The organism is Rhodococcus sp. TAF43 (assembly GCF_052113525.1).
Classification (GTDB): Bacteria; Actinomycetota; Actinomycetes; order Mycobacteriales; family Mycobacteriaceae; genus Prescottella.
In genome coordinates this window covers 1-24,805 of record NZ_JBFRDL010000040.1, presented here as the reverse complement: position 1 = coordinate 24,805, position 24,805 = coordinate 1, and the positions used below count along the sequence as shown (strand labels likewise).

The 24,805-nt window shown below is 69.5% G+C and carries 21 protein-coding genes, 1 tRNA gene and 1 pseudogene; 11 read left to right on the top strand and 12 right to left on the bottom strand.

The annotated features are described in order from the left end of the window. Positions 1-46: 46 nt before the first annotated feature. The 5 genes and pseudogenes from AB4Z09_RS20950 to AB4Z09_RS20930 all read right to left on the bottom strand — a co-directional run. Positions 47-1,003 carry a Ppx/GppA phosphatase family protein gene (locus AB4Z09_RS20950; protein ID WP_442240586.1) on the bottom strand — a complete coding sequence of 319 codons (957 nt, stop codon included), beginning with the start codon at positions 1,001-1,003 and terminating at the stop codon, positions 47-49. After that, the gene (locus tag AB4Z09_RS20945) at positions 1,000-1,536 is read right to left on the bottom strand and encodes a DUF501 domain-containing protein (protein ID WP_114718291.1); all 537 of its coding nucleotides are present in this window, start codon (positions 1,534-1,536) and stop codon (positions 1,000-1,002) included. Before AB4Z09_RS20945 ends, AB4Z09_RS20950 begins: the two co-directional genes overlap by 4 nt. Then, complete coding sequence (locus AB4Z09_RS20940) at positions 1,533-2,252, bottom strand: FtsB family cell division protein (RefSeq protein ID WP_254622840.1); 720 nt, start codon at positions 2,250-2,252, stop codon at positions 1,533-1,535. Before AB4Z09_RS20940 ends, AB4Z09_RS20945 begins: the two co-directional genes overlap by 4 nt. Then, the gene (gene eno, locus AB4Z09_RS20935; RefSeq protein ID WP_442240603.1) at positions 2,252-3,514 is read right to left on the bottom strand and encodes a phosphopyruvate hydratase; all 1,263 of its coding nucleotides are present in this window, start codon (positions 3,512-3,514) and stop codon (positions 2,252-2,254) included. The genes AB4Z09_RS20940 and eno overlap by 1 nt, the downstream gene beginning before the upstream one ends. Then, a pseudogene (locus tag AB4Z09_RS20930) lies at positions 3,514-4,332 on the bottom strand (lytic transglycosylase domain-containing protein); the annotation flags it as partial. The gene eno and the pseudogene AB4Z09_RS20930, both read right to left, overlap by 1 nt. 195 nt (positions 4,333-4,527) lie before the next feature. Here AB4Z09_RS20930 and efeU point away from each other — a divergent pair. The 4 genes from efeU (at position 4,528) to AB4Z09_RS20910 (ending at position 8,757) form a co-directional block, all read left to right on the top strand. Beyond that, a complete protein-coding gene (gene efeU / locus AB4Z09_RS20925; RefSeq protein WP_174908910.1) occupies positions 4,528-5,424 on the top strand; it encodes an iron uptake transporter permease EfeU in 897 nt (298 codons plus the stop codon). A 12-nt stretch (positions 5,425-5,436) separates the two neighbouring features. Beyond that, a complete protein-coding gene (gene efeO / locus AB4Z09_RS20920) occupies positions 5,437-6,570 on the top strand; it encodes an iron uptake system protein EfeO (protein WP_174908908.1) in 1,134 nt (377 codons plus the stop codon). Between the two features lie 70 nt (positions 6,571-6,640). Beyond that, complete coding sequence (gene efeB / locus AB4Z09_RS20915; RefSeq protein ID WP_442240602.1) at positions 6,641-7,888, top strand: iron uptake transporter deferrochelatase/peroxidase subunit; 1,248 nt, start codon at positions 6,641-6,643, stop codon at positions 7,886-7,888. 128 nt (positions 7,889-8,016) lie between these two features. Further along, entirely contained in the window at positions 8,017-8,757 is a 741-nt protein-coding gene (locus AB4Z09_RS20910; protein WP_442240585.1) for a class I SAM-dependent methyltransferase, read from the top strand. A gap of 69 nt (positions 8,758-8,826) precedes the next feature. Here AB4Z09_RS20910 and AB4Z09_RS20905 read toward each other — a convergent pair whose 3' ends face one another. From AB4Z09_RS20905 to AB4Z09_RS20895, 3 genes are all read right to left on the bottom strand, one after another. Further along, on the bottom strand, positions 8,827-9,510 hold the full coding sequence (locus AB4Z09_RS20905) for a MazG family protein (protein ID WP_114718285.1): 684 nt from the start codon (positions 9,508-9,510) through the stop codon (positions 8,827-8,829). 5 nt (positions 9,511-9,515) lie between these two features. Continuing rightward, positions 9,516-13,163: a transcription-repair coupling factor gene (gene mfd, locus AB4Z09_RS20900; protein WP_442240601.1), complete on the bottom strand. Its 3,648-nt coding sequence runs from the start codon at positions 13,161-13,163 to the stop codon at positions 9,516-9,518. Between the two features lie 166 nt (positions 13,164-13,329). Then, positions 13,330-13,920, bottom strand: a complete 591-nt coding sequence (locus tag AB4Z09_RS20895) for a TetR/AcrR family transcriptional regulator (RefSeq protein ID WP_114718283.1) — start codon at positions 13,918-13,920, stop codon at positions 13,330-13,332. A gap of 220 nt (positions 13,921-14,140) precedes the next feature. Here AB4Z09_RS20895 and AB4Z09_RS20890 point away from each other — a divergent pair. From AB4Z09_RS20890 to AB4Z09_RS20865, 6 genes are all read left to right on the top strand, one after another. After that, positions 14,141-14,211: transfer RNA gene (locus AB4Z09_RS20890), tRNA-Gln, on the top strand. Positions 14,212-14,513: 302 nt separating this feature from the next. Then, positions 14,514-15,992 carry a bifunctional UDP-N-acetylglucosamine diphosphorylase/glucosamine-1-phosphate N-acetyltransferase GlmU gene (glmU, locus tag AB4Z09_RS20885; protein WP_442240584.1) on the top strand — a complete coding sequence of 493 codons (1,479 nt, stop codon included), beginning with the start codon at positions 14,514-14,516 and terminating at the stop codon, positions 15,990-15,992. Beyond that, positions 15,989-16,969 carry a ribose-phosphate diphosphokinase gene (locus tag AB4Z09_RS20880; RefSeq protein WP_114718281.1) on the top strand — a complete coding sequence of 327 codons (981 nt, stop codon included), beginning with the start codon at positions 15,989-15,991 and terminating at the stop codon, positions 16,967-16,969. Before glmU ends, AB4Z09_RS20880 begins: the two co-directional genes overlap by 4 nt. A gap of 65 nt (positions 16,970-17,034) precedes the next feature. After that, on the top strand, positions 17,035-17,667 hold the full coding sequence (locus tag AB4Z09_RS20875; RefSeq protein ID WP_442240583.1) for a DUF2461 domain-containing protein: 633 nt from the start codon (positions 17,035-17,037) through the stop codon (positions 17,665-17,667). A gap of 145 nt (positions 17,668-17,812) precedes the next feature. Then, on the top strand, positions 17,813-18,490 hold the full coding sequence (locus tag AB4Z09_RS20870; RefSeq protein ID WP_114718547.1) for a hypothetical protein: 678 nt from the start codon (positions 17,813-17,815) through the stop codon (positions 18,488-18,490). A 16-nt stretch (positions 18,491-18,506) separates the two neighbouring features. Then, entirely contained in the window at positions 18,507-19,016 is a 510-nt protein-coding gene (locus AB4Z09_RS20865) for a GNAT family N-acetyltransferase (protein ID WP_442240582.1), read from the top strand. On the opposite strand, the gene egtD is transcribed toward AB4Z09_RS20865, so the two are convergent. Genes egtD through egtA form a run of 4 tightly spaced genes read right to left on the bottom strand, consistent with a single transcriptional unit; the run spans position 19,017 to position 23,270 of the window. Beyond that, complete coding sequence (gene egtD, locus AB4Z09_RS20860) at positions 19,017-19,988, bottom strand: L-histidine N(alpha)-methyltransferase (RefSeq protein WP_442240581.1); 972 nt, start codon at positions 19,986-19,988, stop codon at positions 19,017-19,019. A 35-nt stretch (positions 19,989-20,023) separates the two neighbouring features. Further along, a complete protein-coding gene (gene egtC / locus AB4Z09_RS20855; protein ID WP_442240580.1) occupies positions 20,024-20,752 on the bottom strand; it encodes an ergothioneine biosynthesis protein EgtC in 729 nt (242 codons plus the stop codon). After that, entirely contained in the window at positions 20,752-22,080 is a 1,329-nt protein-coding gene (gene egtB / locus AB4Z09_RS20850; protein WP_442240579.1) for an ergothioneine biosynthesis protein EgtB, read from the bottom strand. Before egtB ends, egtC begins: the two co-directional genes overlap by 1 nt. Further along, entirely contained in the window at positions 22,041-23,270 is a 1,230-nt protein-coding gene (gene egtA / locus AB4Z09_RS20845; protein WP_442240578.1) for an ergothioneine biosynthesis glutamate--cysteine ligase EgtA, read from the bottom strand. The genes egtB and egtA overlap by 40 nt, the downstream gene beginning before the upstream one ends. An 86-nt stretch (positions 23,271-23,356) precedes the next feature. Here egtA and AB4Z09_RS20840 point away from each other — a divergent pair, with 86 nt between their 5' ends. Beyond that, on the top strand, positions 23,357-24,529 hold the full coding sequence (locus AB4Z09_RS20840; protein WP_442240577.1) for an aminotransferase class V-fold PLP-dependent enzyme: 1,173 nt from the start codon (positions 23,357-23,359) through the stop codon (positions 24,527-24,529). Positions 24,530-24,805: the final 276 nt, after the last annotated feature.

Genomic DNA, 24,805 nt, shown 5'->3' with positions numbered 1-24,805 from the left:
AGTGGAAACCAAGGAACAGTGTAGGCGGAACAAACAGTGAGCTAATTCACGACCCGCCCAGCGAGACTGACATTGCAATCCCGTCCAGGATGTCGTGTTCGCTGACGACGAGCTCATCGATTCCGGCACGCCTGGAAAGCTCGTCGGCCAGAACGGCGGTGACAATCGCCCCGCCACCGATCACATCGACCCGACCGGGATGCATCGGGCCGAGGGCGGCCCGCTGGTCGTGTGTCATGGTCACGAGGCGGTGCGCGACCTCGTGCAGTTGGTCGACGCTGAGCCGCGACAGGTGCACCCGCTCGGCGTCGTACTCCGGCAGATCCTGCGCGACGGCGGACAGCGTCGTCATGGTGCCGGCGACACCGACCCACGTGCGGGCCTGCTCGACCGGCACCCTCGCGAACGCCTGCTCGAGCCGGTCCGACGCGAACGAGCGCGCGGACTCGATCTGCTCCGCGGTGGGCGGATCGTCGTGCAGGCAGCGTTCCGTCACTCGCACACAGCCGACGTCGGTGGAATACGCGGCGTGGACGCCGGCGGCGTCGCCGAGCACGACTTCGGTGGACCCGCCGCCCAGATCGACCACGACGAACGGCCCCGCGGCCGGATCGAGTTCACCGACGGCACCCGAGAAGGACAGCCGCGCCTCCTCGTCGCCGGTGATGACCTCGGCCTCGGCGCCGGGGATCACGGCACCGAGCACCTCACGGGTCATCGCGAAGAAGTCCTCGCGGTTCGAGGCGTCGCGGGTAGCCGACGTGGCGACCATCCGCACGGCCGTCGCCCTGGTCTCGCGGATGATGTCGGCGTACTCGACGAGCGCGACGCGGGTCCGCTCGATCGCCTCGGGCGCGAACGCCCCGGTGGCGTCGACGCCCTGGCCGAGACGCACGATCCGCATCAGCCGGGCGACGTCGGTGAGCCGGCCGTGCTCGTCGGCGTCCGCGACGAGCAGTCGGATCGAGTTGGTGCCGCAGTCGATCGCGGCGACCCTGGTCACTCTCCGTCTCCCGCCTCGCCGGGTCCGCGGTACTCGGGCCAGTCCGCGGGAATCGCGGTGCCCCGCAGCTTGCCTCGCGCGGCGAGGGCGACCGACTCGTCGCCGAACGGGTTGACACCCGGCCCCTTCGCGAGGGAGTGCGCCATCAACACGTGCAGGCACTTGACCCGATCGGGCATGCCGCCACCCGTGAAATCGGTTCCCAGGGAATCGATCTCATTACGCTCGGCGAGGTAGGACTCGTGGGCACGGCGGTACGCCGCGGCCAGCTCCGGATCGGTCCCGAGTCGCTCCGTCATCTCCCGCATCACTCCGGCGGACTCCTGCCGGCTGGCCTCGGCGGTGAGCCGGGGGTCGGTGAGGTAGTAGAGGGTGGGGAACGGCGTGCCGTCGGGCAGCCGGGGGGCCGTCTTCACGACGCCGGGCTGCCCGTCCGGGCAGCGGTAGGCGATCTCGAGGACGCCCCGCGGGGCACGACCCAGCTGGGCCTCTACGGCGTCGAGGTCTTCCTGGGGGACGGACGATTCGCTCACCCGGTGGGTACTCCTGGTTCTTCTGGTGCGGGAGCCGGCACCACGGGGGCCGCCGGCGGTGACTCTGGTTCGGGCTCGACGGACGGCGGCGGTTCGGTGAGCCGCTGCCACAGGTCGCTGTGCCACGCCCCGGTGGACGGCGGTGGGGGCGGCGCATCCTTCTCCGGCGGCTTGTAGTCGCCGGGCAGTTGCACCTTGTACGGGGTCTCCCCCGGCCGGACCAGGCCGAGGCGTTCCCTGCCCTGCGTGGCGACCCACGCGGGATCCTCGATCTGCTCCTTCTGCCGCTGCAGATCGTCGAGTTGCTGTTCGAGATCGCGCTGCTCGGACGCGAGGCGGTCCGCTTCGGAACGTTGCGTCAGGTAGGTGCGCAGCGGCATCGCGAGGGTGAGCGCCAACGCGCAGATCACGACGCCGAGGATCACGGCACGTCCCGTCGAGAGCCCGAAGAACGTGCGTTCGGGTCGTTCCGGGGACGTCCTGCGTCCCGGGCCGGCTCGTTTGGAGCGGGCCCGGGACGGGGCGGGAACATCGGCCGCGGCGGCGGCACCGGCTTCACCCGGTGCCGCCGGCTCGACGCGGCCGGTGGGCGCGGCAGTGGCGCCGGAGCGGACCCGGCGGGGCCGACGTGGCCCCTGATCCGACCCGGCACCGCGGCGACCGGGACGCCCACCCGGAGAGGGGCGACCCGACCGCGACCTACCGCGCTGATTCATCAGCTGGCGGAACCCTCGAAGACGAAGCGCGGGAACGCCACCTCGCCGGCGTAGCGGGCGGCGTCGCCGAGGCTCTCCTCGATGCGCAGCAGCTGGTTGTACTTCGCGACGCGCTCGCTGCGAGCGGGGGCGCCGGTCTTGATCTGGCCGCTGCCGACCGCGACGGCCAGGTCGGCGATCGTGGTGTCCTCGGTCTCACCCGAACGGTGACTCATCATCGTCTTGTAGCCGCTGCGGTGGGCCAGGTCGACGGCGTCCAGGGTCTCGGTCAGGGTGCCGATCTGGTTGACCTTCACCAGCAGTGCGTTGGCCGCACCCTTGGCGATGCCCTCTTCGAGGCGCTCCGGGTTGGTGACGAACAGGTCGTCGCCGACGAGCTGGATCTTGTTGCCGATCTGCTCGGTGAGCGCGACCCAGCCCTCCCAGTCGTCCTCGCTGAGCGGATCCTCGATCGAGACGAGCGGGTACTGGCCCAGCAGCTCCGCGTAGAACGCGCCCATCTCCTCGGCGGTGCGGATCTTGCCCTCGAACTTGTAGCCGGTGCCCTCGGTGTAGAACTCGGTGGCCGCGACGTCGAGCGCCAGCGCGACATCGGTGCCGAGCTTGAGGCCCGTCTTGGCGATGGCCTCGATGATCAGGTCCAGCGCTTCCTTGGTGCCGGCGACATCCGGGGCGAAGCCGCCCTCGTCACCGAGACCGGTGGACAGGCCCTTGGCCTTGAGCACCGACTTGAGCGAGTGGTACACCTCGGCGCCCCAGCGCAGGGACTCCTTGAAGGTCGGTGCGCCGATGGGGGCGACCATGAACTCCTGGACGTCGACACCGGTGTCGGCGTGCGCGCCACCGTTGAGGATGTTCATCATCGGGACGGGCAGCACGTGGGCGTTGGGGCCACCGACGTAACGGAACAGCTCCAGACCGGACGACTCGGCACCGGCGCGGGCCACGGCCAGCGACGCACCGAGCAGGGCGTTCGCGCCGAGCCGGGACTTGTCCGGGGTGCCGTCGGCGTCGAGCAGCGCCTGATCGACGGTGCGCTGCTCGGTGGCGTCCAGGCCGATGATGGCCGGCGCGATCTCACCGAGGACGGCCTCGACGGCCTTCTCGACACCCTTGCCCAGGTAGCGGTCGCCACCGTCACGCAGCTCGACGGCCTCGTGCTCACCGGTGGAGGCACCGGAGGGAACGGCGGCGCGGGCGAAGCTGCCGTCCTCGAGCAGCACCTCGACCTCCACCGTGGGGTTGCCACGGGAATCGAGGATCCCACCGAGTAGGCCGCGGCACGATCCCGGACATCCAGCAGGTACTCGCCGGACAGGTTGTAGGCCATGAGCGCCGCGGTCCAACCGTCTGCGGTGGTGAGGTCGCCGCCACGCGCGCACAGGTAGCGCGCCGCGGTGAGCGCGGCGTCGTCGATGTTGTCCGGATCGGCCGCCCCGTCCCCGTTGGCGTCGACGCCCCAGCGGCTCCACGTCTCGGGGATGAACTGCAGCGGCCCCATGGCGCGATCGTGGGTGGCGTCGCCGTCCATCGCTCCCCCGTCGGTGTCGGGGATCTCCGCGACTCCGGGCGACCCGTCGAGCGGGATGCCGCGGATGGGTGGCGTCACCTTCCCGCCGTCGTCGACGCGGGAGCCGCCGTGCGTGCCGTGCTTGCTCTCGACAGCGGCGATGCCCGCGAGGGTGGTCCACCCGATGCCGCATTCGGGGCGTGTCGCGGCCATGACCGCGGCGGCGTAGCCGTACGCCTCGAGTGCGGTCGGGGAAATCGCCAGGGCGTCCGCCAGTGGCGCCGCCCAGTCCCCCAGCAGGTTCGCGGTTCGTCCGGGCGCGTCGACGTCGATCGGCGGGAGCGGCGCACCGGGCCCCGGGGGGATTCCCTCGGGGATCTCGATCCGCGGCTCCCGCTGGTCCAGCTCGTCGAGTCCCACCGCGAGCGTCACGACCGCGGTCCCGACGAGGAGCGAGGACGTCACGATCAGGAACGTGCGGAACGGACGCCGCCGTTTCGGCGGTGGGGCCGGCGGCAGTCCCGTCGCTGGCGTTCGCGGCACCCCGGTGCGCGTCGCGGCATCTCTCATCACGTCGTCCATCATCCAGACCGCACGGTTGTGACGCTTGCCGGAATCGGGACCAACGCCCCATTTCGGACAAAAAAGACCTGGTAGGGGGCGGTTTCCCGACGGGCTTAGGGGATGCTACTTTCGGCGTGGCCACTCCAGGTTTGCCTTGCCTATCTCACGGCGGCCGTTCCGACTCTGATCAGGAGACATGAAGTGTCAGTCCTCGCCGCCGGCGCCGATGCACCGTCCATCGCGACACAGCTGTTCGGCAGCGGTCTGATCGGCGTCCGAGAGGGACTCGAGACCGGGATCGTGGTGATGATCCTGGTCGCGTTCCTGGTCAAGTCCGAGCGCCGTGACGCACTCAAGTGGGTGTGGGCCGGCGTCGGTGCGGCCGTCGCGATGGTGGTCGGCATCTTCGTCGCGATCCACTTCGGCACCTCCACCGTCACCGGCACCGCCGCCGAACTGATCAGTGGCCTCGCGTCGCTCGTCGCGGTCGGCATCGTGACCGCGATGGTGCTGTGGATGCGCACCGCAGCCGCATCGATCTCCGGGCACCTGAAGGCCGGCATGGACCGGGCCCTCACCGTCGGCCCGGTGGCCGTCGCCGCGATGGCGTTCTTCGCCGTCGGCCGCGAAGGCGTCGAGACCGCCCTGCTGCTCGTCGGCTACGCCGAGAACACCGCCGGCAGTGCGTGGCCGCTGATCGGCCTGCTGCTCGGAATCGCCGTCGCGGCCGTGCTCACCGTGCTGATGTACGTCGGCGCCGTGCACATCGACTTCGCCCGGTTCTTCCGCTACACCGGCGCGTTCCTCGTGGTCGTCGCGGCGGGCATCCTCGCCTACGGCGTCCGCGCATTGCAGATCGCCGGTTGGCTTCCCGGCGGCTCCACCGTCGCGTTCGACATCTCGTCGGTGTTCGACAGCTCCAGCTGGTACGGCACCGTCCTCTCGGGCATCTTCAACTTCCGGCCGGACCCGACAGTGTTCCAGCTCGTCGCGTGGGTGGCGTACCTCGTGATCGTGCTGCCGCTGTTCCTGCGCCCGGTGGCCGCACGACCGAAGTCGGTTGCCGCCGAACAAGACTCCTCGATCACCGTTTCCTGAAAGGTTCCGCCCGTGCGTCGTTCCACCTCCGCGCTCGCCCTGCTCGCGATCGCTCCCCTCGCCCTCGCGGCGTGCACATCCAAGTCGGCTGCGGGCGACGAGGCGATCACGGTGACCGCCACCGATACCTCCTGCGAGATCTCGGGCAACACCGCCGAGACCGGGAACACCACGTTCTCGATCACCAACAACGGCGCCAAGGTCACCGAGTTCTACGTCTTCGGTGACGGGGACCGGGTGATGGGCGAGGTCGAGAACGTCGGCCCCGGCCTCACGCGTCAGCTCATCGTCAACCTCGCCGAGGCCGGGACCTACCACACCGCGTGCAAGCCGGGCATGGTCGGCGACGGCATCCGGACCGAGTTCACCGTCACCGGCGACTCGGTGGCCGCAACCGACCAGGACGGCCGCCTCGAGGAGGCCGCCGCCGGATACAAGCGCTACGTCGACAGCCAGCTCACCGCGCTGCAGGAGACCGCGGGCTCGTTCGTCGCCGCGATCAAGGCCGGCGACGTCGCCGGCGCGAAGGCCCAGTACCCGCTCACCCGCACCTACTACGAGCGCATCGAACCGATCGCCGAGAGCTTCCCCGACGATCTCGATCCGCGCATCGACCTGCGCGAGGTGGACGTCGAACCGGGCTGGAACTGGACCGGCTTCCACCGACTCGAGAAGGACCTGTGGGTGCAGGGCCTGCAGCCCGACACCAACGCGATGGCCGACCAGCTCCTCACCGACATCCAGGAACTCGCGGACGGTGTGGCCGCACCCGACTTCCAGATCGACCCGATCCAGGTCGCCGGCGGCGCGCAGACCCTGCTCGACGAGATCGCGCGCACCAAGATCACCGGCGAGGAGGACATCTTCTCGCACACCGACCTGTACGACTTCCAGGCCAACGCGGACGGTTCGCAGGCCGCGATCGCATCGCTGCGCCCCATCCTCGACGCGCGCAACCCCGAGCTGGCCGGACGCATCGACCAGCGGTTCGCGGAGCTCGACCAGGCACTCGCGCAGTACCGCCGGGGCGACGGCTTCGTCTCGTACGACACGGTGACCGAACCGCAGCGACAGGCCCTGTCGCAGAAGATCGATGCGTTGTCCGCAGAAGTGAGCCAGGTGCAGGGTGTCATCGCAGGACAGTAACCAGCAGGACAGCAACCAGCGGGACAGCAACCCGCAGGACGGGAACTCCCGGCCCGAGCCTCGTCCGGGCCTGTCCCGGCGGCGCCTCTTCGGCGCCGTCGGGGCGGGCGCGGTGCTGGCCGGCGCCGGTGTCGCGGTGGGCCGACTGACCGCACCCGAGGCGGCCGAGTCGACCACGCAGACGGTGGCCTTCCGGGGCGCGAACCAGTCCGGAATCGTCACGCCCACACAGGATCGCATGCACTTCGTCGCGTTCGACGTCATCACCGATTCGCGCGACGAGCTGGTGACGATGCTGAAGAAGTGGACCGAGATGGCCGAGCGGATGACCGCCGGCGACGATGCCACCGAGAACGGTGCCGTCGGTGCCGGCGAGTACAACCCGCCCAGCGATACCGGCGAGGCGCTCGACCTGCACGCGTCCAAGCTCACGCTGACGATCGGGTTCGGGCCGTCGCTGTTCGAGGTGAACGGCAAGGACCGATTCGGTATCGCCGGCCGCAAGCCGGCCGCGCTGGTGGACCTGCCGAAGTTCACCGGCGACGCCCTCGAACCGGCCCGCTCCGGTGGCGACATCGCCATCCAGGCGTGCGCCGACGACCCGCAGGTCGCGGTCCACGCGGTGCGCAACCTCGCCCGCGTCGGCTTCGGTGTGGTCGCGGTGCGCTGGTCTCAGCTGGGGTTCGGTCGCACGTCGTCGACGTCCACGAGCCAGACGACGCCACGAAACCTGTTCGGATTCAAGGACGGAACCCGCAACATCAAGGCCGAGGATCCGTCGGCCGTCTCGGAGTTCGTGTGGGTGGACCCGCAGGACGATCAGGCGTGGATGGCGGGCGGCTCGTACCTCGTGGCCAGGCGCATCCGGATGCTGATCGAGCCGTGGGACCGCACCACGTTGCACGAGCAGGAGCGGGTGTTCGGACGCACCAAGGGCAGCGGCGCACCGCTCGGCGAGAAGGACGAGTTCGATCCCCTCAACCTCGAGGCCAAGGGTGCCGGTGGCAAGCCGGTGATCGACCGGGACGCCCACGTGCGTCTGGCGTCGGCCGAGGAACTGGGCGGCATCCAGATCCTGCGCCGCGGCTACAACTTCACCGACGGCACAGACGGTTTCGGCCACCTCGATGCGGGGCTGTTCTTCATCGCGTACTGCCGGGATCCGCAGAAGCAGTTCGTCCCGATGCAGCAGAACCTCGCCCGCAACGACGCGCTCAACGAGTACATCAAGCACGTCGGCTCCGCGGTGTTCGCGGTACCGCCGGGCGTCGGCGACGGCGGCTACTGGGGGTCGACGCTGTTCGAGGCGCAGCGGTAACGCACGCCCCGACGCGCAGAACGTACCTGCGGGTAGCTCCTGTTCGGCCTAGCGTGACGAGCGTGTGGTCTCCCCCTCATATCCGGAGGGCTCGAGGCATCACACCACGCTGAACAGGAGAGGTGCGTATGCAGAGCCAATTCGACGAGCTTGCCGATCTCTACGAGGACATGGCCGCCTGGCCGTTCAGAAGACATCTGGAGATTCCGAACGTGCTCGCAACACTCGGAGATCTGACGGGACGCGACGTCCTCGACTTCGGCTGCGGCAACGGGATGTACTCGCGATGGCTCAAGGAACAGGGCGCACGCCGGGTAGTCGGCTACGACGTCTCGGACGGCATGCTCGACTATGCGCGCACGTGGGAACAGAGCAGCCCTCGCGGAATCACGTTCACTTCCGAACTGACACCCGACCTCGAAGGCCAATTCGACCTGGTATTGGCCGTCTACGTGCTGCCCTATGCCACGACACGAGAAGAACTCCACGACATGTGCGCGCAGATGGCGCGACCGCTTCGGCCCGGTGGCCGTCTGGTCACCCTTCCGATCCATCCGGACTACGAGCGCGATCCGTCGTACTACGAACGGTTCGGCTTCCGGCTCACTCCGATCGGACCCGATGTGGACGGCGGGCAGGTGCAGCTCGATCTCTTCGACCCTGCCGCCCCCGAAAACGAGGACACCGTCACTGCCTACGTCTGGACGAGGCAGAGCATCGACGACGCAATGCACATCTCGGGGTTCCAACTGGCACAGTGGGTCGATCATGCGCAGGTACGTTCCCCGGAAGCGGACGCTGCGGCGTCTCTCCTGCGCGGCTACTGGGAGGAGCCCCATGCGGCGATACTGAACTGCCGCAAGGGCTGACGCCAACCGGGACCACCCGTGCCGAACGAGAGCGACGTGGCGGCCGTGCCATGCACACCGCCCGCCGTTCTACACCCAGTAGGTTCGCCACGCCTCGGCGTCGAGTCCGCCCCACGGCACGCCGGCCGCGTGCGCGGCGGACTCGGCGGCCCGGATCCGTTCGACGAATCGCAATGTCGCCTTGCGTAGTTCGTCCTCGGCGCTCCCCGGACCGCCGAGTCGGATCACGCGCAGTTCGTCGGGTACCAACTCGTCGGGCAGCCCGGCCTTGCGGGCGCGGGAGATCACCTTCTCGGCCAACGCGAGCGCGGGCTGCATCAACGCGATGCCGTCGATGCACGACTGCCGGGCCTTCTCGGCGGCCTTGCGCACTTCCCACGCGCGTTCCTGCTCCGCGACGTCGATGGGCCCGGTGACACCGTCGGTCAAGTGTGGGCTGCGGTGTGCGAGCTTGGCGACCAGGGTCGCGGCGACGTCGTCGACGGTGAACTGACCTGCCGCCTCCGCGATCCGGGAGTGGAAGAGCACCTGCAACAGCAGATCCCCCAGTTCCTCGCGAACACCGACAGGGTCACCGACCTGTACGGCGTCGAGCAGCTCATACGCCTCCTCGAGCAGGTACGGCCGCAGCGAGTCGTGCGTCTGGGTCACCTCCCAGCCGCCGAATCCCCACAGCCGATCCATCACCTCGACGGCCTCGATCAGCGCGTCGCCGGCGCGCCACTGGTCGCCGCGCTCGCCCCCGGCACTCATCGGGCTCAGACCCCCGCCTGCACACCGCTGGGGGTGCTCACGTCGACCGAACCCGCCGCCTTGCCGTCCATCGCGAGCAGGAAGTCGGCGATGTACTGCAGCAGCTCGACGTCGCGCACCCGATCCGATCCGATGCCACCGGAGCCGGCACGCGGCAGGGGCATCTGCACCAGTCCGGTGGTGGCACGGTACTGCGCGCTGGGGTAGATCCGCTTGAGGCGCAACTGCTTCGAGTCGGGCAGACTCATCGGCGAGATCTTGAGCTGGGTGCCGGTGACGGCCACTTCCTCGATCTCGTACTCACGGCACAGCAGCCGCAGCTTCGCGACCGAGACCAGGCGCCCCACCTCCTCGGGGAGCGGTCCGTACCGGTCGACCAACTCCTCGACCACGGCGGCGATCGCCTCGGCGTCGGTGGCCGCGGCGAGCTTGCGGTATCCCTCGAGACGGAGCCGGTCGCTGGTGACGTAGTCGGGCGGAATGTGCGCGTCGACCGGCAGGTCGATCCGCACCTCCTTGGTCTCCTGCTCGGTGACGACCGGGCGTCCGTCGGCGACCGCGCGGTACGCCTCCACGGCCTCGCCGACGAGCCGCACGTACAGATCGAAGCCGACACCCGCGACGTGCCCGGACTGCTCGGCGCCGAGAACGTTACCGGCGCCGCGGATCTCGAGGTCCTTCATCGCGACGGCCATACCGGCGCCGAGGTCGGAGTTCTGCGAGATGGTCGCGAGCCGGTCGTACGCGGTCTCGGTGAGCGGCTTCTCCGGCGGGTACAGGAAGTACGCGTAGCCGCGTTCCCGGCTGCGGCCGACGCGGCCACGCAACTGGTGCAGCTGCGACAGACCGAGCGAGTCGGCCCGCTCGACGATGAGCGTGTTGGCGTTGGAGATGTCGAGGCCGGTCTCGATGATCGTGGTGCACACCAGCACGTCGAACTCACGCTGCCAGAAGCCCTGCACGGTCTTCTCGAGCGTGTCCTCGTTCATCTGTCCGTGTGCCACCACCACCCGAGCCTCGGGGACCAGGTCACGAATCCGCTTGGCGGCCTTGTCGATCGAGCTCACCCGGTTGTGCACGTAGAACACCTGGCCGTCGCGCAGCAGTTCGCGGCGGATCGCGGCCGCAACCTGCTTGTCGGCGTACGCACCGACATACGTGAGCACCGGGTGACGCTCCTCGGGCGGGGTGAGAATGGTCGACATCTCCCGGATCCCGGCCATGCTCATCTCGAGGGTTCGCGGGATCGGCGTCGCCGACATGGTCAGCACGTCGACGTGCGTGCGCAGCGCCTTGATGTGTTCCTTGTGCTCGACGCCGAAGCGTTGCTCCTCGTCGACGATCACCAGGCCCAGATCCTTCCACCGGACGCCGGTCTGCAGCAGTCGGTGGGTTCCGACGACGATGTCGATCTCCCCCTCCGCCAACTGCGCGATGATCTCCTTGGATTCGCCGGCGTCGGTGAACCGGGACAGCCCGCGCACCTTCACCGGGAACGCCGCCATCCGCTCGGTGAACGTCTGCAGGTGCTGCTGAGCCAGCAGCGTCGTCGGCACGAGCACCGCGACCTGCTTGCCGTCCTGGACGGCCTTGAACGCGGCGCGGACCGCCACCTCGGTCTTGCCGTAGCCGACGTCACCGATCACGACCCGGTCCATCGGGACCGGCTTCTCCATGTCGGCCTTGACCTCGTCGATCACCGTCAGCTGGTCGTGGGTCTCGGTGAAGGCGAAGGCGTCTTCCATCTCCTTCTGCCACGGCGTGTCCGCGCCGAAGGCGTGACCGGGTGCCGCCTGTCGAGCCGCGTACAGCTGGACCAACTCACCCGCGATCTCACGAACAGCCTTGCGCGCCTTGCGCTTCGTGTTGGCCCAGTCGGAGCCGCCGAGCTTGCTCAGGGCGGGCAACTCACCGCCGACGTAGCGCGAGAGCTGATCGAGCGCCTCCATCGGCACGAACAACCGGTCTCCGGGGTGACCCCGCTTGCTCGCGGCGTACTCGATGACGAGGTACTCGCGGCGGGCGCCTCCGATGGTGCGCTCGACCATTTCCACGAAGCGACCGATGCCGTGCTGGTCGTGCACCACCATGTCGCCGGCGTGCAGCGCGAGCGGATCGACCTGGTTCCGGCGCTTGGCGGGCATCTTCTTCCCGTCGCCCGCGGCCGCGACTCGATTGCCGGTGAGGTCGGACTCGGTGACGATCACCAGCCCGGGGACACCGTCGGTGTCGTCGCCGGGCAGCACCAGCCCCTCGTGTAGCGATCCGCACAGGACACCGACCAGTCCGCGGGCCGGCTCGGCGCCCGGCGCCAGTTCGCCCGCCGGGACGTCGGCGTCACGCAGCCGCTCCAGGACCCGGTGTGCGGTACCGGAACCCGCCACCACGACCACCGCGCGTCCACCGGTGGTGACATGCGCACGCAGGTTCGCGAACAGCATCGAGAGCAACTCGTCGGAACCGCGCACCTCCGGCGCCGGCTGCACCGGCAGCACCGTCTCGTCGTCGCTGCCGGACGCCAGCGGGCTGATGGTCCACCACGGCCGGCCCTGCGCCTCGGCGCTCTCCCGCACCTGGCGCAGCGACCGGTACGCGGAGGCGCCCAGATCGATGCCGCCCCCGAGCACGGACGTGTCGATCGGTGCGGCACCGCCGATCGAGGCCGCCGTCCACGACGCCTCGAGGAACTCCTGCCCGGTGCGCACGAGATCGGTTGCGCGCGTGCGAATCTTCTCCGGATCGCACAGCAGCACGTGCGCGTCGCGGGGAAGGACGTCCGAGAGCAGTTGCAGTTCGCCGGGCTGCAGCAGCGGCAGCAGCGCCTCCATGCCCTCGACCGGGATGCCGGCGGAGAGCTTGTCCAGCATCTCGACCAGCGCCGCGTCGGCCGGGTTGTCGGCCGCGAGCTGTGCGGCCCGGTCGCGCACCTGCTCGGTGAGCAGCAGTTCGCGGCACGGCGGCGCGATGACGGTGGCGACCTCGAGCTCGAGCTCGGGCAGCGACCGCTGATCGGCGACCGAGAAGGCGCGCAGCTCGGTGACCTCGTCACCCCAGAACTCGACGCGCACGGGGTGGTCCGCGGTGGGCGGGAAGATGTCGAGAATGCCTCCGCGCACCGCGAACTCGCCCCGCTTGCCGACCATGTCGACACGCGTGTAGGCCAGCTCGACGAGCCTCGAGATCAGGCCCTCGAACTCGCGCTCGGCCCCGACCCGCAGAATGACGGGCTCGATCTCGCCCAGGCCCGGCGCCATGGGCTGCACCAGCGAGCGGACGGTGGTCACGATCACCTGCAGCGGCGGGCCGTAGTCGGGATCCTCGGGCCGCGCGAGCCGGCGGAGCACCTGGAGCCGGCGACCGACCGTGTCGGCGCCCGGCGACAGCCGCTCGTGCGGCAGCGTTTCCCACGACGGGAACTGGGCCACCGCGTCACCGATGATCTCGCGCAACTCGACGGTGAGGTCGTCGGCCTCACGACCGGTCGCGGTCACCAGCAACAGCTGCGTCTGCTCGGCCAGGGCCGCGGCGACGAACGGCCGCACGGGGTTGGGGGCGACGATGTCGACGGCCGACCGGCCGATGTACTCGCGCACGCGACCGATGGCGCTGTCCGCGAGGGCGGTCCTCGCGAGCCCGGCGAGCGGAGTGGCCACTCCGGCCGAGACCGCGCGGGCCGAGGCAGCCGAGGACGGAGCTGAAGAGGACACGGAAGACAACGACGGCGCTCCTGATGTCGTGAAATGCAGACCGCTCGATTCTATGCGCGTGTGCCGACACGGGGGCCGACCGCCCGATCCGCGCCCGCGCCCGGGCGCCGGATCACTGCCCGAGCTGCGGGTCGGCCTCGAGGTTCGTCAGCCCGTTCCAGCAGAGGTTCACCAGGTGCGCCGCGACGACCTCCTTCGACGGGGTGCGCTCGTCGAGCCACCACGTGGCGGTGGTGGCGACCATGCCGACGAGGGCCTGCGCGTACAGCGGCGCGAGTTCCGGATCGAATCCGCGTTTGGCGAAGTCGCCGGCGAGGATGTGCCCGACCTGCCGGACCGCTTCGTTGAGCAGGCTCGAGTAGGTGCCCTCGTCGGCGGCGACCGGCGAGTCCCGAACCAGGATCCGGAAGCCGTCCGTCCGCTCGTCGATGTACGTGAGCAGCGCGAGTGCCACCCGCTCGACGCGGATGCGCGAGCGGTTCTGGGTCAGCGACGACGTGATCATCTCGAGCAGCTTGGACATCTCACGGTCGACGACGACGGCGTAGAGGCCTTCCTTGCCGCCGAAGTGTTCGTAGACGACCGGCTTGGACACCTGGGCCCGCGCGGCGATCTCCTCGATCGAGGCGGCCTCGTACCCGCGTTCGGCGAAGAGCGCGCGTCCGATCTCGATCAACTGCTCCCGACGCTGGGTGCCCGTCATCCGTGTGCGCGGCGCGCGTTCGGCACCCTGGGATTCTCGTGATGGTCGCGACACTCGAGGTAACCGTCCTTTCCGACACGCCGCGCGGAACACCGACGGCGCTGGTAGAGGCCAGCTTATAGCTCCCCGGCGAACGAATTTCGCCTACGGTTCGACGCGCGGCGCGTCGACATGCGAGGATCGTTCCCGCATTACGAGCGACAGCTCGTGGTCGCGGTAATCCGCCGTAGTGTAATGGCAGCACCTCTGATTTTGGTTCAGATAGTTCAGGTTCGAGTCCTGGCGGCGGAGCTCTCCCGAGCTCTCTTCCCTCCCTCACTTCACCCGATCGAATGTGATTCCCGACACCACCTACCGACCGGTAAGTTCGATGTTGCTACCGTCCCGTTAACTTTCGCTCCCGCGCGAGAGCGGGGGTTTGCACGGTTGCCCGATCCCGGGCCGCCCGGTTCTCCGGACGACCGTGCTCCCCCGCGGCTAGTGTCGGGCGCGTTGCCATCACGAGAACTCGTCGCGATATTCTTTGTCGGAACGTGCGCGACGAGTCCGCCCGCGCAAGCGGCCAAGCGTAGATCGAAACTCGAGGGAGCTTCATGCCACCGAAGACCGCCGTCATCGTCCTCGCCGCCGGTGCCGGGACGCGAATGCGGTCGAAGACCCCCAAGGTGCTGCACACTCTGGCCGGGCGCTCGCTGCTCGCGCACTCCCTGCACGCCGCGGCGGCCGTCGAGCCCACCGAACTGGTAACGGTGATCGGACACGATCGTGACGCGGTCGGTGCCGCGGTCGACGAGGTCGCCAAGGACCTGGGGCGCGCCGTCGCGACGGCCGTCCAGCACGAGCAGAACGGCACCGGGCACGCCGTCGGATGCGGGTTGACCGCGCTGCCGGACGACTTCGACGGCACCGTGCTGGTGACCGCCGCCGACGTCCCACTGCTCGACGCCGGGACGCTGCGCGCGCTGGTCGGAACCCACACCGCCGAGCCTGCGGCCGCGGTGACCGTCCTGACCTCGACGGCGCCGGACCCCACCGGGTACGGGCGGATCCTGCGCACCACCGACGGCGAGGTCGCCGCGATCGTCGAGCAGGCCGACGCCACCGAGTCCCAGCGCGCGATCACCGAGGTCAACTCGGGCGTCTACGCCTTCGACGCCGCCACGCTCCGCGCCGCGCTGTCGTCGCTGAGCGCGGACAACGCGCAGGGCGAGCTGTACCTCACCGACGTCATCGCGATCGCCCGACAGGCGGGGAAAACCGTTCGGGCCCAGCACATCACCGACAACCTCCTCGTCGCCGGGGCGAACGACCGGGTCCAGCTGGCCCAGCTCGCCGGCGAGCTCAACCGCCGCATCCTCGAGCGGCACATGCGGGCCGGGGTGACCGTGGAGGATCCGTCGAGCACGTGGATCGACGTGGACGTCACGATGGACCGCGACGTCACGCTGCGTCCCGGCGTCCAGCTCCGCGGCGCCACCACGATCGGCGAGGACGCCGTCATCGGCCCCGACACCACGCTCACCGACGTCACCGTCGGGGAGGGCGCATCGGTGATCCGCACGCACGGCGAGGGCGCCGAGATCGGCCCGTCCGCGACCGTCGGCCCGTACACCTACCTGCGGCCCGGCACCGCCCTGGGCGCGTCCGGCAAGCTCGGGGCGTTCGTCGAGACCAAGAACGCCGATATCGGCGCACACTCGAAGGTGCCGCACCTGACCTACGTCGGCGATGCGACGGTCGGCGAGCACAGCAACATCGGAGCATCCAGTGTTTTCGTGAACTACGACGGCGTGAACAAGAGCCGCACCGTCGTCGGTTCGCATGTGCGCACCGGATCCGACACCATGTTCGTCGCACCCGTCCGTGTCGGTGACGGCGCCTACACGGGTGCAGGCACGGTCCTGCGCAACGACGTGCCGCCGGGGGCGCTCGCCGTCTCGGGTGGCAAACAACGCAACATCGAGGGTTGGGTCGAGCGGAATCGACCCGGCACTCCCGCTGCCGAGGCAGCGGCACTAGCAGCCCCGCAACAAACCGATCAGCTAGAACCAAAGGATGGCGAAGACCAGTGAGCGCGATATCCAGCGACGTGCAGAAGAACTTGATGCTCTTCTCGGGCCGCGCACACCCCGAACTGGCGGAGCAGGTGGCCAAGGAATTGGACATCAAGGTCACGCCGCAGACGGCTCGTGACTTCGCCAACGGCGAGATCTTCGTCCGGTTCGAAGAGTCGGTGCGAGGCAGCGACGCGTTCGTGCTGCAGAGCCACCCGGCACCGCTGAACCAGTGGATCATGGAGCAGTTGATCATGATCGACGCTCTCAAGCGCGGATCCGCCAAGCGGATCACGGCGGTGCTGCCGTTCTACCCGTACGCCCGCCAGGACAAGAAGCACCGCGGACGCGAGCCCATCTCGGCCCGCCTGATCGCGGATCTGCTCAAGACCGCGGGCGCCGACCGGATCATCACGGTCGATCTGCACACCGACCAGATCCAGGGCTTCTTCGACGGTCCGGTCGATCACATGCACGCGCAGGGCCAGCTCGCCCAGTACGTGCGCGAGAACTACGGCACCGACAACATCTGCGTCGTCTCCCCCGACGCGGGCCGCGTGAAGGTCGCCGAGAAGTGGGCCGACGCCCTCGACGGCGCGCCGCTGGCGTTCGTGCACAAGACCCGCGATCCACTGGTGCCCAACCAGGTCAAGTCCAACCGCGTCGTCGGTGACGTCAGCGGCCGCACGTGCGTGCTGATCGACGACATGATCGACACCGGCGGCACCATCGCCGGCGCCGTCGAGGTCCTCAAGAACGCCGGTGCCGGTGACGTGATCATCGCGACCACGCACGGTGTGTTCTCGGATCCGGCCGCGGAGCGCCTCGCGAACTGCGGCGCCAAGGAGGTCATCGCGACCGACACGCTGCCGATCCCCGAGGAGAAGCGGTTCCCGACGCTGACGGTGCTGTCCATCGCGCCGCTGCTGGCCCGCACCATCCAGGAGGTCTTCGAGAACGGCTCGGTGACTTCCCTCTTCAACGGCATCGCCTAGGCGGTCTACTGCGCCCGTGCCCGATTCGCGCTTCGCGAGCCGGGCACGGGCGTAGCCTTTCCAGTGTGTTCTCCGGATTCCCGACGGCCGCACTGGACTTCTACGAGGACCTCGAGGCCGACAACAGCAAGAGTTGGTGGACGGCGCACAAGTCCGTCTACGACACCGACGTCCGCGCGCCGATGGTCGAGTTGCTCACCGACCTCGAGCCCGAGTTCGGCTCCGGCAAGGTCTTTCGGCCGTACCGGGACGTCCGGTTCTCGAAGGACAAGTCGCCGTACAAGACTCATCAGGGCGGCTTCGTCGAGGTCTGCTCGGGCGTGGGTTTCTACGTGCAGATCGACGCGTCCGGGCTGTTCCTCGCCGGCGGCCACTACGCCCACACCCCCGAGCAACTCGCGCGCTACCGAGAGACGGTCGACGACGAGCGCCGCGGCCGCTCCCTGCAACGCATCGTGCGCAAGCTCGAGTCCGCCGGCTACGACATCGGCGGGGACCGTCTCGCGACCCGGCCCCGTGGTGTCGCGGCCGACCATCCCCGCCTCGACCTGCTGCGTCATCGATCGCTCACGGCCGGTCGCAACTACGGGTGCCCGGACTGGCTCGGCACCGCCGATACGGCCGACGAGGTCCGGCATGCCTGGCGGGCGATGCGCCCCCTCGTGGACTGGTTCGCCGACGCTTTCGGGGTGGCGTGAGCCGGACTCGGCCGACGCGGAGAGTTGATGTGCCACAAGACTTTGCCGAGATCCAGTGCTCCCGAACATGAGTTTGGTCACGCGCGACGAGAAAAGTGGACCTCGGTGTAGCCGGGGTCGGAGCGGTGCCTTATTGTGGCTCGTCGTGATCGACGCGCAGACCCTGGAAAACCCCGCCGCCGCCTCTGTTCCGAATCCGCAACCGGTTCGCCGATGGACTCCCGGGTCTTGTGTGTGGTGTGGAAGCGCCGAATCGATCGAAGTGTTCCGCAACGAACCGCGCTGTGAGGTTTGCCGTGAGCACGAGACCGTCATCGACGAGGCCCGCAAGTTCATGGGCATGTACGGCCTGCGCCCGATCGGCGGCACGCTGCAGTCCGACGACGACGAAGAGCGCGAATGGCGAGTCAACGCCCGCGACGCCCGCGCGGCCCTGAACCAGATCCGTCTGCCCGAGCCGCCGGACCCGGCGCTCATCCGCAAGTCGATGCGCCCCAAGGCCGCTCGCATCGTGACCGCGTTCGAGGCCGAGTCGGCTCCGGCCCGCAAGGCACCCGCGCGGCCCCGCACCGCATCCTCCGCGCCGGCCCCCGCCCCGACCGCTGCCGTTGCACCGGCGAAGAAGCTCGACGTCGCCGCGCTCGAGGAGCGGGTGACGGGCCTGCTCGACCAGCTCACCAAGGTGGACACGCAGATCGGACTGGCCGAGGCCGCCCAGGGTCTGGCGGCACGCGCCCGCCTCAACGACCTCAACAGCCAGAAGGCGACCATCCTCCGCACGCTGGCGGCGCTCGAGAAGGCGCGCCGCAGCGCGGGCGAGTAGACAGGGATCGGTCGGCATGCTGATTCGCGACGCGGTCGAGGGCGATCTGCCGGGGATCCTCGAGATCGACAACGAGGCGATCGCCAACACGACGGCGAACTGGGACGACGCGCCGGCCGATCTGGACGAGCGGCGGCGGTGGCTCGACGACCGCCGCCGACTCGGCTTCCCGATCCTCGTCGCGGACATCGACGGCACGGTCGCGGGCTACGCGTCGTACGGGGTGTGGCGGCCCAAGAGCGGGTACCGCCACACCGTCGAGAACTCGGTGTACGTGCACGTCGACTATCACCGGCGGGGTATCGCCACTGCGCTGATGGCGGAGCTGATCGACCGGGCCCGCGCCGCGTGCATCCACGTGATCGTGGCGAGCATCGAGTCGTCGAACACCACATCCGTCGCCCTGCACGAGCGCTTCGGGTTCCGGATCGTCGCGCAGATGCCCGAGGTGGGGCGAAAGTTCGACCGCTGGCTGGACATGACCTACATGCAGCTGACGCTGCCCGATCCGTACGCCGCTGAGTAGTCAGCCCCGGCGGGCACACACCAACGCGAACCGCTCGTCCGCGTCGGTCCAGGTCTGGACGTCGTCGAAGCCGACCGCGGTGAGTTCCGCGCGGATGCCGTTCTTGCGGAACTTCGCCGAGATCTCGGTACGGATCTGCTCGCCCGCCGCGAACGGCACCGTCAGACCGAGGTCGGCCACGCGGACGCTCATCGCGGTGTCGGCTTCGAGTCGCATCTCGATCCACTCCTCGACCGGGTCCCACAGCGCGATGTGCCGGAACCGGTCCAGGTCGAAGTCCGCCCCCAATTGTTTGTTCAACACCGACAGCACGTTGAGGTCGAACTGGGCGGTGACCCCGGCGGCATCGTCGTACGCCGGCACCAGCACCGCGGGATCCGTCACCAGCGCGACGCCGAGCAGCAGATGCTCGCCCGGGTCGAGGACATCGGCGATACCGGCCAGGAAGACGCGGCGCTCGTCCGGCACGAGGTTCCCGAGCGTTCCACCGAGGAACGCGATCATCCGGTGTCCGCCGCCCGGCAGGTGGTGCAGCGAGTCGGTGAAGTCCCCCACCACCCCGTGGACGTCGATCTCCGGGAACTCCGCCGCGATCCGGTGCGTCGCATCGCGGAGGGCACTCTCGGACACGTCCTGCGGGACGTACTTCTCCAGCGAGCCCCGGGTGCCCAGTGCATCGAGCAACAGCCGCGTCTTCTCGGACGAACCCGACCCCAGTTCCACCAGGACCTGCGGAGCCGCGAGGGCCGCGATCTCGCGGGCATGCTCCTCGAGCAGCGCCCGTTCGGTCCGCGTCGGGTAGTACTCCGGCAGCCGCGTTATCCGCTCGAACAGCTCGCTGYCCCGCGCGTCGTAGAACCACTTGGGCGGCAACCATTTGGGGGTCGCCGTCAGCCCCCGGGCCGCGTCGCCGCGCAGCGCGGCCGCCAGTTCGTCGGGTGTGATGTGGACTTCCAGGGTCGGTGCTCTCATACCTCTCCGATCTCCAGAACTTTCTCGGATGACGCTCACAGCGGAGTCGTGATCAGGTGGCCGGGACGCGCGGTGACGATGTGCGCGTCCGGAATCTCCTTCCAGTTGTGGTTACGGTCGTAGGGCTCGGAGCTGACGACCGCACGGTCGTCGTCGACGAGGGCCGAGAGCGAGTGGTCCCACGTGGTCGCCCACAGCTGCCGGCCGTCACCGAGGAGCATGTTCAGCCGCGACCCGGGCGCCGCCTCGGTGACCGCCGTCGTCACCTGCATCAGCGCCACCTCGGGGCTGTTGTCGCGCAGGGCGTGGCGCACGAGCAACCACAGCAGCGCCGAATCGGTGGGCGCCTCGAGCCCCAGGAGATCCACGGTGGGAAGCCCGGCCGCGGGACCGATCATCGACTCGGGCCAGTTCGAGATGCGGCCGTTGAGGCTGAACGCCCAATGCCCGGATACGAACGGGGCACACGCGCTGCGCTCGACGGGCATCCCGACGGTCGCCGAGCGGATCGCGGCCAGCACCGCATGCGAGCGGACCCGCGAAAGCATCTCGGGTAACGCCGGATCCGACCAGATCGGCATCGCGCTGCGGTACCGCGACAGCGTCGGCCCCCACCACGCCGCGCCGAACCCGTCCGCATTGATGGTGCCGCCGCCGCGCATGTCCCGCGGCGACCACGACTGCCGTAGCAGCGAGAACTCCCCCGCCGAGACCACCTCACGAACGGATCGCGTCGGTCCGATGTAGCCCAGGTGCCGGCACATCACACGTCCCGGGCACAACGGAAACCGGCGAAGATCTGACGCCGGATCGGATGATCCCAGTTCCGGAAGGTGCCCCGGCACGCGATCGGGTCGGTGCCGAACGAGCCGCCGCGCAGCACCCTGTAGTCGCCGTCGAGGAACACCTCCGAGTACTCGAGATACGGAAACGCCGCGAACCCCGGGTAGCCGGTGAACGACGACGACGTCCACTCCCACACGTCGCCCATCAACTGCTGCACCCCGAGCGCGGACGCGCCCGCGGGGTACGAGCCGATCGGCGCAGGGCCCAGATGGCGCTGCCCGAGATTCGCCCGGGTCCGGTCGGGTTCGTCGTCGCCCCAGGGGAAGCGGCGCGAGCGCCCGCTCACCGGGTGCCACCGTGCGGCCTTCTCCCATTCGGCCTCGGTCGGCAGCCGCTTGCCCGCCCATCGCGCGTACGCCTGGGCCTCGAACCAGCAGACGTGCACGACCGGCTCGTCCGGCGGAACGGGCTCGAGGATCCCGAAACGGTGCCGCCACCAGTTCCCGCCGCCATCACCGGTCCAGAACAGCGGCGCCTCGAGCCCGGACTCGCGTCGATGCCGCCACCCACGCTCGCTCCAGAGTTCCCGCCGCCGGTAGCCGCCGTCCTCGATGAAGTGCGCGTAGTCGGCGTTGGTGACCGGGACGGTGTCGATCGCGAACTCCTCGACATGCACCCGGTGCGCGGGACGCTCGTTGTCCAGCGCCCACGGATCGTCCGAGGTCCCCATCGTGAACTCCCCCGCGGGGATCACCGCCTCGCGCTCGGTCACCGGCCGGCGGGCGGCCCGGACCGGCGGCGCGGTGAGCACCGCGGGTCCCTTCCGCAACTGGTGGGTCGCGAGCATCGTCTCGTCGTGCTGCTGCTCGTGTTGCGCGATCATCGCGAACGCGAAACCGTCCTGCTCGAGCCGACGCCCACGAAAACTGCTCGCGTCCAGAACATCCCATACCTTGCGGCGAACCTGACCGACGTAGTGCCGCGCCTCGGCGGGCCCGAGCAGCGGCAGCGTCGGACGCGCGGATCGCGCGTGCTTGAACGCGTCGTACAGCTCGTCGATGTCGCGGCGCACCGGCTCGCGGCCGCCCACGTCGCGGACCAGCCACAGCTCCTCCTGATTGCCGATGTGCGCCAGGTCCCACACCAGCGGGCTCATCAGCGGCGAGTGCTGGGCCACCAGATCGGCATCGTCGACGCACTCGATCAGGGAGTTGCTGCGTTCCCGGGCCCGCAGCAGCGCCGCCTCCAACTGCTCGCGCACCCCCGTCACGACCGCTCCCCCGTCGGGCACTGCCCGCGGCGACATCGCGCGGCGGCGGCACCGAGGCCCGACGCCAACCCCCGGTCGGGTGCGTACTCGGCGGCGAGTTCGAGCAGATCGCCCGCAGCGGTGCGCAGTTCACCGTCCCCGAGCCCGAAGCGGGCCGCGTCGGACCACCGTCCGCGCGTCGTCGTTCCCACACCCACGGCCGCGAGCGCCGCGTCCGGCGAGGTCGACAGCGCCTCGATCGCCGCGATCGGGAACCGCCACTGGTCCCCCGGCTGGGCGTCGAAATACCGCACTTCGAGGTGACCCACCGCGCGCACCGGCGGAAACACGGTGGTGAGGTGGTAGTCCAGGTCGGCGTGGGTGGGCCGGCGCCCCAGTTCGTCGTCGAGCCCGCCGTCGATCCAGTCCGCGAACGTCGCGCCGGGTGGCGCCGTCCAGCACGGCCCGTCCCGGATCACGCACAGCAGCGGGACATCGAGGACCCAGCGCGCGTAGTCACCGACCGGATCGAGCGTCACGTCGGCCGTTCCGGTGGTGCGCGGCGGGTCCAACTCGAGCCACGTACGCATCCGCTGCGACGCCCAGTCCCCCGGCGGAATGCCACACAGCCGCGGCGAGCACGCGAACGCGGCGAGCAGCGCGGGCCCGACGGCGTGCAGGAGGTTCCACCGACGGGCCACCTCGTCGACATCGGCACCCGCGTCGACGCTGACCTGCACGGCGGCGGTGTTGCACATCATGAGCTTGCCGAACGGGCCGATGTCCTCGAAGCGCTCCTCCATCGCCCGGTATCGGGGCAGCTGGAGGAGTCGGTGAGCCGCGCGGCGCGCATCGGCGGCATCCGAATGGGCGGCGATGGAGCGGCGGGCGAGGAGATGGCGCAGAACCCGTTCGTCGGAGGCGAGGGCTTCGCAGAGCGCGAAGGCGCTGTCACGGGGAGCGCTGGAGAGTTCGATCTGACCGCCGGGTTCGACGGTGACGAGACTGCCTGCCGGCAGTGGTAGAGCGGGGGAATCGGGCACGAGCGATCGGGGTGCGTGGGGGCCGAGAGCTGCGGCGATGGCAGCCAGCCCGGGGCGCGTGGGAGCAGGACTGTGGTGCGCGGTGAGCCACTCGAGCTCCGCGCCGATCAGCCTCGGCGGACCCAGTTTGAAGCAGACACCGCCGACGTACGACTCCGCTGCGGGGCGCGACGTCAGACTGGTGGACTCGACAGCGACAACCATGCCATCCTCCCCTCGGGGGCGGTCGAGCGTCCTTCTCGAGGGTAGAGCCCGCTCCCCGATGTGGCTACCGATGAGGAGGAATTGCCGTGCTCGATCTCGAACGGCTCAGGCAGGACACCCCGGGATGCCTCGAGCGGGTGTTCCTCGACAGCGCCGGATCGTCGCTACCGCCGCAGCCGGTCCTCTCGACCGTCATCGGGCACCTGCGCCGCGAGGCCGAGGTCGGCGGGTACGTCGCGGCCGACGAGCGCGCCGACGACCTCGCCGCCGTCCGCGGCTCGATCGCCCGATTGATCGGCGCGACACCGGCCGCCATCGCCCTGGTCGACAGCGCGACGCGGGCGTGGTGCGAGTTCTTCGGGGCCGTCCCGTTGCGCGCCGGCGACCGGATCCTGGTCTCACGGGTGGAGTACGCGAGCAACGCGATCACCGCGCTGCACCGCGCCCGCGCGGCGGGGGCGACGGTGGAGGTGGTGCCGAGCGATCCCAGTGGCCGGATCGATCTCGACGCCCTCGACCGGATGCTCGACGACCGGGTACGACTGGTCTCGCTCGTCCACGTGCCCACCAACGGCGGGCTGATCAACCCGGTCCGTGAGGTCGTCGAACTCGCGCACCGGCACGGCGCGCTGGTACTGCTCGACGCGTGCCAGTCGATCGGGCAGGTTCCGATCGACGTCGACGACCTCGGGGTGGATGCACTGTCGGCGACAGGGCGAAAGTGGTTGCGGGGCCCGCGCGGAACCGGATTCCTGTACCTGCGGACCGAACTTGCCGGATCACTGACGCCGTCGGCCCTCGATCTTCATGGTGCGGAATGGATTTCGGCGGACGACTACCGGCCCGCGCCGGACGCGACCCGCTTCGAACTGTGGGAGTGCGRCGTCGCGGCGAGGCTCGGCCTCGGCGCCGCGGTCGACTACCTCCTGGGCATCGGAATCGACTACGCCGCAAGGGCGATCGCCGATCGCGCCGATTCCCTCCGCGAGGGACTGGGCGCACTGTCCGGTGTCGAGGTCCGGGACCTGGGCGTCGACCGGAGCGGCATCGTGACCTTCACCGTCGACGGCGTCGATCCCGCACTGGTCCGGGAACACCTCGCGAACAATCGGATCACCGTCACGGTGAGCGGTCGCTCGTCGACCCTGCTGGACATGAGCGCACGCGGTCTCGACGCCGTCGTCCGCGCGTCGCCGCACTACTTCGTCTCCGACGGCGACATCGAGTGGGTCCTCAGGACGCTGTCGACGCTCCGATAGCGCATCGGCCACTTCGGCCACATCTGACCCTCGAGTAACATTTCGGACAACTGTTTCGCAATGCTCATATAACTGCCCCGACGCGCCGGTAGTCACATGACTGGCATCAACCGATCACTGGGGAGGAATTGAGTTATGCAGCGCACCAAGGCCGCCGTTCTGTCGGCGGGCATCCTCGCGGCGGGTCTCCTGCTCGCCGCGTGCAACGACGACGACGGGACGCCGGTGCCCGAAACCACGTCCACCGCGCCCAGCACCACGACCTCGGCGCCACCG